Origin of the sequence: Paraflavisolibacter caeni (genome assembly GCF_025628885.1) — a bacterium.
In the GTDB taxonomy this organism is placed as follows: domain Bacteria; phylum Bacteroidota; class Bacteroidia; order Chitinophagales; family Chitinophagaceae; genus Flavisolibacter; species Flavisolibacter caeni.
This window is the reverse complement of the sequence record NZ_JAOTIF010000035.1, coordinates 19,487-31,894: the sequence shown is the minus strand read 5'-3', so window position 1 is coordinate 31,894 and position 12,408 is coordinate 19,487. Positions and strand designations below refer to the sequence as shown.

The window sequence follows — 12,408 nt, the reverse complement described above, 5'->3', positions numbered from 1 at the left end:
TGATTTAAAATTCCTTTGAAGATTCATGAAACGAAAATTGATTCTAATTTGGCTCCTGGCTATTACGAAATTATGTACGGCTCAAACAACGCCCTCCTCAGCTGATATCTATAAAGGGTTAAAAAAACTCAATGTACTTGGTTCTGTTTTGTATATAGCAGCCCATCCGGATGATGAAAATACACGCTTACTTACATTCTTGGCCAAGGATCGTATGTTTCGAACTGGCTATTTATCCCTGACCAGGGGTGATGGCGGACAAAACCTCATCGGCAATGAACAGGGCGTGGCTTTAGGTTTAATTCGCACTCAGGAACTTTTGGCAGCAAGAAGGATAGATGGCGCCGAGCAGTTTTTTACGCGTGCTTTTGACTTCGGCTTTTCAAAAAATCCAGAGGAAACCTTTACGAAATGGGATAAAGAAAAAATATTAGGAGACGTCGTTTGGGTGATCCGCAAATTTCAACCAGATGTGATCATTACTCGATTTCCCACCACAGGCGAAGGTGGCCATGGGCATCATACTGCTTCGGCAATATTAGCAACTGAAGCTTTTAAAGCTGCAGCTGATCCAAAACGTTTTCCTGAACAATTAAAATACGTACAACCCTGGCAGGCTAAACGTATTTTATGGAACACTTTCAACTTCGGTGGTAACAATACACAACGTCCGGACCAATTTACTTTAGATGTTGGAGGGTTTGATCCGGTTTCAGGAAAGAGTTATGGGGAAATCGCAGCCGAAAGCCGTAGCCAACATAAAAGCCAGGGCTTTGGTGCAGCTCGCACCAGGGGAGAAGCAATTGAATACTTCGCTACTTTAAATGGAACCCGGCCAGATAAAGATCTTATGGATGAGATCAACGTGAATTGGAACCGCCTTAATGGAGGAGAAACAATCGCACCGTTGGTTCAGTCAGCAATTCAAAACTTCGATTTTATTCAGCCAAACAAGTCAATTGGCCAATTAACTGGAATTTATAATGCATTAAAGAATTTACCCAAAAGCAACTGGCAAACTCAAAAGCTCGAAGAGGTAAAACAACTGATTTTATGGAGTAGTGGATTGTGGTTAGATGCCTTCACTAATATTCAAAATGCAGTTCAGGGCGATTCTGTTCGTATCAATTTTACTTTAAATAACCGGAGTGGGGCAGATATAAAGCTAAAAAGAATACAAGTAAACGGATTTGATAGTGTACTCAATACTTCTTTGAAGACAAATCAGAATCTGATTATTAACAAATCTGTTTTTGTCCCCTTCGACAAACCAATTAGCCAGCCTTTTTGGTTAAAGGAAAAAATGGAAGTGGGCCAATACGTTGTCAATGACTTGCTTTTGATCGGGCAACCCGATAATACGCCTTCTTATGTTACCAGGTTTGAATTGGAAATAGATGGAACTCTATTCACCTTTGAAAAGCCGGTGCAGTATAAGATTGCTGATCCTGTAAAAGGTGAATTGTATGAACCTTTATTTGTAGTGCCAGGAGTTACGGTGTCCGCTGCACCTGACGTGTTGATTTACAGAAAAGGAGAGAAAGAACGTAAAGAGGCACTATTACAGTTGAATGCGAATAAGAAAATTTATCCAACGGTTGCAAATGTGGAACTCAGGTCTGCTAATTTTTCTTTATCTAGAAAGGATTCAACTTTTTCTTTAGAAAAAGGGGCCAGTAGAGCTTATACTTTTAATATAAATAATACTGCTTCTGCTAATCGCGATAGCATCAATCTGCAAGGATTCGCTTATTACACAAACAGTCCTCAATTGATTGATGCACACCTGTCGTCAACAACTATTCAATACGATCATATTCCAACCATAAAGTATTTTTTCTCTGATGATATTAAGCTATTAAACATCAACCTAAAAACCAAAGGGAATAAAATTGGTTATATAGTTGGTGCTGGTGATAAGGTACCCGAAGCTTTGGAGCAAATGGGATTTGAAGTAACACTCCTCACAGATAATGAACTATCTCGCAACCATCTTAAAAAATACGATGCAATTATCGCGGGTGTGCGTGCTTACAATACGAATGAATGGCTGAATAGTCATTATGAAAACTTGATGAATTATGTGAAAGAAGGCGGCAATCTGATTGTCCAATATAACACGAGCAACCAAATTGGACCAGTGAGAGCTAAGATCGGACCATACAATTTTAATATTACACGCAACCGGGTAACTGATGAGACAGCTCCTGTACAATTTTTGAAGCCAACACACAAGGTTTTGAACTATCCAAATAAAATAACTGCTGACGATTTTAAAGGTTGGGTTCAGGAAAGAAGTATTTACCATGCATCAGAATGGGATAAGAATTTTGAATCAATCTTAAGGATAGGAGATCCCGGTGAAACACCGGATGATGGCAGTTTGATTATTACCAAGTATGGAGAAGGTTATTTTACTTATACCGGGCTTGTATTTTTCAGAGAATTGCCTGCAGGCGTTCCTGGCTCATTTCGCCTGTTAGCAAATTTAATAGCATTAAACAAAAACAAATAGTGAATGGAAAGAAAGCCCGATGAAAAACGCGGAGGTATTGCATTTGCCTTTTTGATCTTATTAGGCCTGGCAATAGGATTTTTGATCAAAAGGGTCCATTATGGATTGATTATCGGTTTGTCAATTGGATTTTTAGCCTCAGGCATGTTGAAGAGAAGGTAGGAGTTTGAATTTCCTGTATGAAGAATGAAAAATAAGCTATACCATTTATGAAGTATAATGATGATTATAAAGTTCCCCTTTTCAAAACCTGGAAGACCTGGTACATCTTCGTTATTGCTTTTTTGTTTTTATTGATCATAGCTTTTGGGTTGATAACTAAATATTTTTCATGACAATTACCGACTGGCTGGTTTTATCTTTTACGCTGATTGGCATTGTTATTTATGGCCTGTATAAAAGCCGTACAACCAAAAACCTGGAGGGCTATTTTCTATCAAACCGTAGCCTTCCTTGGTATTTGGTGTTATTGAGTATTATGGGTACTCAGGCAAGCGCTATAACATTCCTTTCTGCTCCCGGTCAGGCATATACTGATGGAATGAGGTTCATACAATACTATTTTGGTTTGCCATTGGCCATGGTAGTAATATGCATCACATTTGTTCCAATTTTCAACAAACTAAAAGTTTATACTGCCTACGAATTTCTGGAAAAACGATTCGATTCAAAAACCCGTACACTTACTTCTTTCCTGTTTCTGCTGCAAAGAGGTTTATCAACTGGAATTTCAATATATGCGCCATCTATAATTCTTTCCTCCCTGTTTGGGTGGGATATTTTCTGGACTAATATAATAATGGGCGGATTATTAATTATTTATACCGTAAGTGGTGGTGCGAAAGCTGTTGCTTATACACAACAAGTTCAATTAATCATTGTCTTAATGGCTATGTTCTTGGCTGGTTATATGGTTGTACACTTAATGCCGGAAGGTGTGGGTTTTTATGATGCACTTCATATTAGCGGTAAATTGGGCAAGCTTAATATAATAACGCCAGGTACAGACCAATCAGGTTTCAACTGGAATGACCGCTATAATATGTGGAGTGGGATCATTGGTGGATTCTTTTTAGCCCTTTCTTACTTCGGCACAGATCAATCGCAGGTGGGGCGCTATTTAACTGCGCAAAATAATACAGAAAGCCGTCTCGGGCTGCTTATCAACGGATTGGTAAAAATTCCTTTACAGTTTTTTATTCTGCTTGTCGGTGTTCTGGTGTTTTCTTTTTACCAATACAAGGCAGCTCCAATTTCATTCAACAGTAGTCTGATTGCCGATGCAAAATCCTCTGTTTACAAAGATTCAGTAAATGCACTACAACAGAGATATGATGATAATAATAAGAAAAAGCAGCAATTGGCCAGGGCATATACGAATGCTTTAAATAACGGCAGGGAGGATTCCCTTGAACACTTAGTCGCGGAAATCAAAATTCTGAATGAAACATCCAATCAATACAGAGATCAATTCAAAGCCATAAGTAGTAGGATCAGTAATAAAGACACAAATGATACGAACTACATATTCCTTGGGTTTGTAAAAGAATACTTACCTCCAGGTTTAAAAGGACTTTTGATCGCTATAGTTTTTCTGGCAGCCTGGGGCTCGATAGCTGCTGCTTTAAATTCCCTCGCAGCTTGTACGATGTTAGACTTTCACCAACGTATTTCAACAGGTGAAAAGCCATTGAGTGAATACCATATATCGAAATGGTATACATTGGCATGGGGTCTCTTTTGCATCTTCGTCGCTCAATTTGCAAACAAACTGGGACAGAGCTTGATTGAAGCAGTGAATGTATTAGGATCTCTATTTTATGGTGTAATTCTGGGTATATTCCTTATTGCTTTTTATGTCAAAAAAGTGGGAGGACATGCAACTTTCTGGGCAGCTCTGATCGTTGAATGTTTTATTCTTCTTTTATTCTTTAATGAAAACATTCCATTAGTCAGTTTTCTTCCGGATATCAGCTTCTTATGGTTAAATGCAATTGGAGCATTAGGTGTTGTTCTGGTAGGATTGATACTTCAAATGACGTTTGGCGTCAGGAATGAAAAGGAAATAAATATCTTCATAGACAATAGCCTATAATAATTTATAAATAAATTCGCCATTATGAATAAGAATTCTTCTCCTTTGAAATCAATTATTTTATGTGCTGTAATGTTCATAGTTCTTACTGCATGTGGCAAGTCTGCTCCCAAGCCAAGAGTTCTTGTCTTTTGTAAAACTGCTGGATTTTACCATGAATCTATTCCTGATGGAATTGCAGCTATATCCAGGCTAGGCAGTAAAAACAATTTCGAAGTAGACACGACTACTGATTCTACTTTTTTCACATCTGCCAATTTAAAAAAGTATGCTGCAGTTATCTTTTTAAGTACAACAGGAAATGTGCTGAGTTCTGATGGTGAAAAAGCCTTTGAACAATATATCAGGTCCGGCGGAGGTTATGTGGGTGTACATTCTGCTACAGATACAGAATATGATTGGCCATGGTACGGTAAACTAGCCGGTGCTTATTTTTTGAACCATCCGGAACAGCAGGAAGCTGTTTTAAAGAAAACCAGCGTTAAACACATATCAACCGATCACCTTCCCGATGAATGGAAACGCAAAGATGAATGGTACAACTTCAAAAATCTGAACAACGAGGTAACAGTTTTATTGACAATTGATGAAAAAAGTTATAAAGGAGGAAAAAATGGTGACTTCCACCCGGTTTCCTGGTTTCATCAATTTGAAGGGGGAAGAGCTTTTTATACAGCCTTGGGCCATACCAAAGAATCTTACTCTGAAGAGAACTTTCTAAAGCATTTGCTGGGTGGAATTCTCTATGCGATTGGAAATACCCACCTCTAATTGAGGTGGGTAGAATATTCTATTCAGGGGTATTCATGCTTTCTATGGGCCTTATCCAAATATTTCTGAAACTGATTGGTTCACTTGGGTCGCCATGATCTTGTAATTTAATGGGCAAGGGGCCATGTGCCTGCTTGTAAGATGGCTTTCCAATATACTGGGTAGGCCCCTTCAATTCAACACCGTTTTGCACCAACACTCCATTCAAAAATGCGGTTACCCGTGCTGGACTCTTTAAACTGCCATCGCTGTTAAAGCGGGGGGCTGTCCAGGCAACATCATATACATTCCATTCTCCAGGTGGATTCAGTGGATTAGCCAAAGGAGCATATTGCTTGTAAATGCTGCCCGCCTGTCCGTTTACATAAGTTGAATTATTATAAGAATCAAGAATCTGCAATTCATAGCCTTCATCGCCTATTCCCCAACCTGCTAAAAACAGCCCACTATTACCTCTTGCCTGCCCTTTACCTGTAATATTTTTGGGTATTCTCCATTCTAAGTGCAACTGATAGTCAGTAAATGCCTGCTTGGTTTGTATATTACCTGTACCTTTTTTAACAGTAAAAACTTGATCTTTCACAATCCACTGGACAGCTTTTGTTGAATCTCGGCTGGATACCCACTGTTTGAGGTCTTTTCCATTGAATAAAATGATGGCATCTGAAGGGATATGGCTGTTTGAATTACCGGGCTTAACTACTTTAGGAACAGGCTGCCATACTTCCGTATCTTCTGGTTTAGCGTTTTCCTGAGCACAAGCATTCAAAGAGTTAATTGCAAGTAAAATAATGAATGAGAGTTGAAGCTTCATTGACAATCGTTTTATTTATTTGAAAGATAATGAAATTGCAGAATGGATGTAAATCGGGAAGCTATAAAAACTGCCCGGCTTTTTAAATTAGGCTTCATCTTTGCTTTCAATTCAACAGGATTTCTGGTTAAGATTTTGTCATTAACTAGAATCATACGTGATTTTAATTTATGTTTTAATATCTTCGGCCTCGTACTTATGAAAAATACATTTTACGTTACCCCAATCATTTTAAGCTTCCTTGTTGCTTGTAAGGGAGAAAGTCAGCAGGTGGTGTCTCAGCCGGCCGTAAATGCAATTACTAAAGCTGTAGAAATTAAAGAAGAACCCAAGCCTGAACCGATGTTAGATACCATTACTTATAATAAGCTAATAAAGCATATTAGTAATGGCGACTCTACCGGGCGCTGGCCTGTGAAACATGAATACCCAAAAGTTGGAGCTGTCCTGCCTTTTAATAGAATTATTTCCTATTATGGCAATCTATATTCTAAACAAATGGGCATTTTAGGTGAATTACCTAAAGATTCTATGTTGAAAAAGCTACAGGGAGAAGTAAAAAGATGGACAGAAGCAGACAGCTTGATGCCAGCAATTCCTGCCTTACATTATATTGCTGTTACAGCCCAGGGCTCTCCCGGAGCTGCTGGCAAATACCGCCTTAGGATGCCCTTCCATCAAATCGATACAGTTATAAACTGGGCAAAAAAAATAAATGCATTGGTTTTTATTGATATACAGGTAGGGCTAAGCACAATCCAACAAGAATTACCAGAATTTGAAAAATATTTAGCTATGCCTCAGGTACACTTGGGTATAGATCCGGAGTTCTCCATGAAAACCGGTGCCAAGCCAGGGAGTGTAATAGGCACTTATGATGCTGCTGATATTAATTATGCATCCAAATATCTGGCTGAAATTGTAAAAAAATATGATCTGCCTCCAAAGGTTTTAGTCGTTCACAGGTTTACGCAAGGAATGGTTACTAACTACAAACAAATAAAACTGCAGCCCGAAGTTCAGATTGTTATGGATATGGACGGCTGGGGGGCTCCGGCAAAAAAAGTAAATACTTACAGGCAATTTATTTATCCGCAACCAGTACAGTTTAGCGGGTTTAAGCTCTTTTATAAAAATGATACAAAAAGAGTAGGGGAGACCAAAGTAATGCAACCAGAAGCATTACTAAAACTAACTCCCAAGCCGGTTTATATACAATATCAATAAGTATTAATTATGATCGTCAGTATACAGCCCTGGTAGTGGTATTTTTGAAGAAGGTATCATTGCCGGGGCTAAAGAAAAGGTTGCATTTTGGATCAGCCATGCCTGTGAATAATCATAAAGCTGATAATGATGAGCAGTAAAATGATTATAATTGAAATCATAAGCAATGGATCTTCCTTAAGACGTAACTTTTCTCTAGTTGCTTTTTTCTTAGCCGTCTTTTTCTTGAGATCGTAGTGCAATTGATGAACAATCGATTTAATCCGCTGTTGGTCTTTAATTTTTTGAAGACCTTCAAATGCATCTGAATCAAATTCAGAATCAGTGATCTGCTTTTCAACTTCGTGTTGTTTTTCTGGCGAAAGCTTCCCTTGCAGGTATAACAATAGCGTTTCCTGGTCAACGTTTGTGGAGAGATTGCTTAATATATCTTTCAGGTTGTCCTGCATTAGTTTGCCTTATTGGCATTTAGTTTCTTTAGAAGCAGCAGTTTAAGATTGCGTTTACCATTTTGTATATAGCTTTTTACCTGAAGAAGCGAATACCCCGTCCGCTCACTGATTTGCAAATAGCTTTCTTTTTGAAGATAAAACAAAGTTACGCAAAGGCGTTGTTCTTCGTTTAATTCGATAAGGGCCTCTTCAAGAAATTGAAAGGTAAGTTCATTCTCAAGTATAGCTTCTTTATTGAAATTTTCCTCAACGGCAAGATGTTCTGTCAACTCTTTGAATTCTTTAACGCTTTTCCCCCTTAGCTTCATCAGGCATTGGTTTTTTGCCACCATGTACAACCATGACTTGAAATAATCTACCTTATACTTAGGGAGCTCAGTCAATACCTTTAGAAAAATTTGTTGAACACAATCTCTGGCTTCAACTTCATCTTTTAGGTATTTCATACACAAGCCAAATAGCAAAAGAGTATACCGTTCCAGTAATATTCCAATCCATTTTTGATCTTTATCCGAATAGAATAAATCGAGTAATTGGGTATCAGTGATATGATCAAATCGGCCGGATTTCACAAATTGTGTGATGGTTTTTTATAAGATGCAATAAAGTTAAAATTCCATAAATCAACCGTTAGTTTTTATTCCTTCATTTAAAGAACCACATTGGAGCATTAACCTTATCCGGATCAACTTTAAATATCTAAATGTCATCTGAACAAGTTCAGGATTGCTTTATCCCACCCAAGCATCTTAAAGGCTGTATAAAATAGGATGAGTGCAAATATCTTTTTTAAAGCATCTTGATTTAACTTTAATGCAATGTTGCTTCCAAGGAACCCGCCTATTATAAAACCACAAGCTAATAAGATGATTACTTTGATATCAATAGGGGTTCCCATCTTTTTACAATCAGAGTAATACTTGAGGAATGCAAGAATAACTACCGGTAAGGTTAAAACACCAAGGGAACTTCCCTGAGCCTGGTGTTGCGTATAATTCATAAAATAAATAAGAGCAGGTACTAAAATAATACCTCCTCCAACTCCAACCAACCCGCTGAGTATACCAGCAGATAACCCTATAATCAGTAAAACCAGAATATAGTAGGCATTCATATAGCAGGTTTAGGAAAGTAAATGCTCAATGAGTCAAGAGGTACAGATATTCAAAGTACTCTAAGGAGAAAGTATCAAACCTGATTGGACATCTTGAACCCATTGAACATTTAAAATGAAAATTAGTCTTCAAACTTTTTCTTATACAAATTGATGGCATCTTTAATTATGACGTAAGCTTCTTCTTTGGTCTGAAAATTATCGATCCGCACTTCCTTGTTTTCCAAAACTTTATATTCTTCAAAATAATGCTTGAGCTCATTAAAGAAATGCTTGGGGAGCTCACTAATGTCACGGATGTGGTTTACCGAAGGGTCATTAGTGGCAACAGCAATGATTTTATCATCTTCTTCACCACTATCAATCATTTGCATATTACCAATAACAGTTGCTTCTACAAGACAAAGTGACTGAATAGTTTGAGAACATAATACCAAAATATCCAATGGATCTCCATCTAACCCAAGCGTTTGTGGAATAAAGCCATAATTAACAGGGTAGTGAAATGAAGAGTGAATTACTCTGTCCATAATCAATAAACCTGTTTCCTTATCTATTTCATATTTAGTTCTTGATCCTTGAGGAATTTCAATGAGTGCATTTACTTTTTCAGGAACGGCATTTCCAAAACTGGCCCCATGCCACGGGTGTAAAACGTTGGTCGTTTTTCTCATTTGTTTACTTATTGTATGTGAATCAAATTAATTACTTTAATGCCCTGTTGTAGAAGGGAAGGAATATTTCATGTCAACCATCCACTGGCCATGAATATTGACAACTTTTAAAGAATCTTTCTGTTTTTTGAAGGAATTAGAATAATGTACGATACTTACGCTGTCATTTTGCGGAACAACACTTAAGATATTTATTGAAGCCGAGCGATAAGCCATTCTGGTTGAAATGTCCATACGTTGTTTGTAATATCGTTCCGCCTGGTCAATAAACTGGTAATTAAGCGAATCGTTTATCACCATCTCTCTTGCCCTGTCATATTTGCCATCAAGGGCAAGCCTGATAAAATTACGGGCTGCATCTACATCATTTTCAGATGTTTGCGTGGTATCACTCCTGTCTGGGCTATTTTTACAGGCACAAAAAAATTGCAGGAATAAAAAGCTGAAGAATAAAACGCTTCTCATTCCTGCAAAGTAAGTAAACAACAATTAAAAATTAGTAATTATCTACTTTTCTCTTTCCTTTTCATTAAATCTTGACCTTCTTTCCTGTTTTTCACGCTCATCCGACTCCTGCTCATTCTGAAACTCTTTGTCGTATGCTTTTAAAATGGCTTTTACGAGTTTATGCCTTACCACGTCTTCTTCATCCAACTCTATATGGCCTATCCCATCAATATTTTTTAAGATTCTGTTTGCTTTCGCTAAACCACTTTTTTGATGACGTGGGAGGTCTACCTGGGTCAAATCGCCGGTAATGATGGCTTTTGCATTAGCACCAATACGGGTCAAAAACATCTTTATTTGAAGATCGGTGGCATTCTGCGCTTCATCCAGAATGATAAAGCAATTATCCAAAGTTCGACCCCGCATATAAGCTAATGGAGCAATTTCTATAGTTCTTGTGCTCATGTAATAACCCAGTTTATCTGCCGGAATCATATCGTCCAAAGCATCGTACAATGGACGCAGGTACGGATCAATTTTTTCCTTTAGGTCACCGGGAAGAAAGCCCAAGCTTTCACCTGCTTCCACCGCTGGTCGGGTAAGAATGATTTTCTTTACCACTTTGTTTTTTAAAGCCCTAACCGCCATGGCTACAGCAGTATACGTTTTACCTGTTCCAGCCGGACCAATGGCAAAAACAATATCATTCTTTTCGGCAGAATGAACTAATCTTTTCTGGTTTGCAGTTCGGGCACGAACTGTTTTACCATTTGGACCAAAGACAAGAATGTCATTGGGATTACGGTCAATGAAATTATCAACCGTTTCGGCATCATCGCCGCCAAGAATTTGCTCGAAATAATTTTCGCTCATGTGTCCGTTGCGTTCTAAATATTGAACGATTAGGTCTATTTTTTCTTTCGCGCCTTCCACCTGCTCGGGTGCACCACTTAATTTCAATTGAGTTCCTCGTGACAATATCTTAAGTAGAGGGAATTTTTTCTTAAGAATGTCCAGTTTACCATTATTTACTCCAAAGAACTCTATAGGGTTAACGGTTTCCAGATTAATTATTGTTTCTCTCAATGCATAAAATTTAATTTTCAAAATCCCGGATTAAGCCGGCATTACTGTCGCTTTGTTGGTAACACATTTGTTACAAGTTAGCATTTTTCTTCTCTGAAACAATGGCTGATTATACACATAATGTGTATAAAAAACTATACCAAAATAAAGGGTTGGATGACTGAATTTTTCTTGAAGTATTACATAACAAAGTTCCTCTCAAGAATCTTGAAAGCTCAGGTATAAAACATTTTTGTAAAGCAACTGCTGATTTTTTATATCAACATGAATGTTACTTATGTGAGTATAAACGGCTTGAGGCTTTATTTTTAATTGTTAAAAACATACTGGTACTCAATCTTACCGGTTAGTTGCTTTTGCTTGTTGTATACAACTTCTTTCGTTTTAAGCCCATTGCTGTTATACTGGTATCGCCAAATAAGGTAATCCGAACCGTTGCCCGGTACAGTTATCCTTTGGATTACCTGGTTGGCTTGTGAATATTCAAACATATACTCCGGTAACAATCGTCTTGCTTTTTTATTAAAACGAACAATATCCGTAAGCCGGTTATTACTGTCGTAATAGTAATAAACAGGTTCTGACTGAATGCCTCTTCGTATACTTGATTCTTCAGATATATTGCCTTTTTCGTCAAATTTGAAAGACACTACAGTCGTATCCACCTTGTTTTTAATCCGAAGCATTCCTTTTACTTTGTTGTTTTCAAATTGCCAGATGTGATCTTCTGTTTGAGGTGCCTTTAAAGAAGTATCAGAAGATATACTGTTTACATTAAGAAGCAGGCCTTCCGGGCTATAATGATAAACAGTTGTACTGATACTGGTTTCACTACTGTCAATAGTTTTAACAACATTACCACTCTTATCGGTAAAGGAAATCAATACTGAAGCATCTGAAACTCCGGAGCGGGTTTCCGTCCTTAATACCATGGAAGAAGGATCAAATACTTGTTCAACATAAAAATCCTCATTCCTGGTATTCTCGGCATCATAACTACTAAGTACTACTTTACTTACCTTATTGGTATTATAATTTTTGATCAGTTCTGCTGTTTCTCTGGTTCCAATAATATCTTTATAATAGTATTGAGCCATTACAAGTTTGCCGGTAAAGAGTAAAAATGCAACAGGAAGAATTTTCTTTAACATATTCATATTCAAATGAAGATCAGGTTAAACGATCAATCACTGTTCAGCACCTTTCTTTTATT

Annotated in this window: 13 protein-coding genes; 5 read left to right on the top strand and 8 right to left on the bottom strand. The window is 37.6% G+C overall.

Annotated features, from left to right (window positions below):
• Nucleotides 1-25: 25 nt before the first annotated feature.
• The 4 genes from OCK74_RS25530 to OCK74_RS25515 all read left to right on the top strand — a co-directional run bounded on the left by OCK74_RS25530 (nt 26) and on the right by OCK74_RS25515 (nt 5,381).
• Entirely contained in the window at nt 26-2,515 is a 2,490-nt protein-coding gene (locus OCK74_RS25530) for a PIG-L family deacetylase (protein ID WP_279299948.1), read from the top strand.
• Between the two features lie 3 nt (nt 2,516-2,518).
• Nucleotides 2,519-2,677 carry a hypothetical protein gene (locus OCK74_RS25525; RefSeq protein WP_279299947.1) on the top strand — a complete coding sequence of 53 codons (159 nt, stop codon included), beginning with the start codon at nt 2,519-2,521 and terminating at the stop codon, nt 2,675-2,677.
• A 169-nt stretch (nt 2,678-2,846) separates the two neighbouring features.
• Nucleotides 2,847-4,610 (top strand): sodium:solute symporter family protein, encoded by a 1,764-nt coding sequence (locus tag OCK74_RS25520; protein ID WP_279299946.1) that lies wholly within the window; start codon nt 2,847-2,849, stop codon nt 4,608-4,610.
• 24 nt (nt 4,611-4,634) lie between these two features.
• Nucleotides 4,635-5,381, top strand: coding sequence for a ThuA domain-containing protein (locus OCK74_RS25515; RefSeq protein ID WP_279299945.1), 747 nt, complete (start codon nt 4,635-4,637; stop codon nt 5,379-5,381).
• 19 nt (nt 5,382-5,400) lie between these two features.
• Here OCK74_RS25515 and OCK74_RS25510 read toward each other — a convergent pair whose 3' ends face one another.
• Entirely contained in the window at nt 5,401-6,195 is a 795-nt protein-coding gene (locus tag OCK74_RS25510) for a 3-keto-disaccharide hydrolase (RefSeq protein ID WP_279299944.1), read from the bottom strand.
• A gap of 198 nt (nt 6,196-6,393) precedes the next feature.
• On the opposite strand from OCK74_RS25510, the gene OCK74_RS25505 reads away from it, so the two are divergent.
• Entirely contained in the window at nt 6,394-7,422 is a 1,029-nt protein-coding gene (locus tag OCK74_RS25505; protein WP_279299943.1) for a hypothetical protein, read from the top strand.
• 92 nt (nt 7,423-7,514) lie between these two features.
• Here OCK74_RS25505 and OCK74_RS25500 read toward each other — a convergent pair whose 3' ends face one another.
• The 7 genes from OCK74_RS25500 to OCK74_RS25470 form a co-directional block, all read right to left on the bottom strand.
• The gene (locus OCK74_RS25500; RefSeq protein WP_279299942.1) at nt 7,515-7,871 is read right to left on the bottom strand and encodes a hypothetical protein; all 357 of its coding nucleotides are present in this window, start codon (nt 7,869-7,871) and stop codon (nt 7,515-7,517) included.
• Nucleotides 7,871-8,446, bottom strand: a complete 576-nt coding sequence (locus OCK74_RS25495; RefSeq protein WP_279299941.1) for an RNA polymerase sigma factor — start codon at nt 8,444-8,446, stop codon at nt 7,871-7,873. The genes OCK74_RS25500 and OCK74_RS25495 overlap by 1 nt, the downstream gene beginning before the upstream one ends.
• 134 nt (nt 8,447-8,580) lie before the next feature.
• Entirely contained in the window at nt 8,581-8,988 is a 408-nt protein-coding gene (locus OCK74_RS25490) for a TSUP family transporter (protein WP_279299940.1), read from the bottom strand.
• Nucleotides 8,989-9,110: 122 nt separating this feature from the next.
• A complete protein-coding gene (locus OCK74_RS25485; protein ID WP_279299939.1) occupies nt 9,111-9,662 on the bottom strand; it encodes an inorganic diphosphatase in 552 nt (183 codons plus the stop codon).
• A 36-nt stretch (nt 9,663-9,698) separates the two neighbouring features.
• Nucleotides 9,699-10,127: a hypothetical protein gene (locus OCK74_RS25480; protein WP_279299938.1), complete on the bottom strand. Its 429-nt coding sequence runs from the start codon at nt 10,125-10,127 to the stop codon at nt 9,699-9,701.
• 42 nt (nt 10,128-10,169) lie between these two features.
• The gene (locus tag OCK74_RS25475; RefSeq protein ID WP_279299937.1) at nt 10,170-11,216 is read right to left on the bottom strand and encodes a PhoH family protein; all 1,047 of its coding nucleotides are present in this window, start codon (nt 11,214-11,216) and stop codon (nt 10,170-10,172) included.
• Nucleotides 11,217-11,503: 287 nt separating this feature from the next.
• Entirely contained in the window at nt 11,504-12,346 is an 843-nt protein-coding gene (locus OCK74_RS25470) for a hypothetical protein (protein ID WP_279299936.1), read from the bottom strand.
• Nucleotides 12,347-12,408 lie beyond the last annotated feature (62 nt).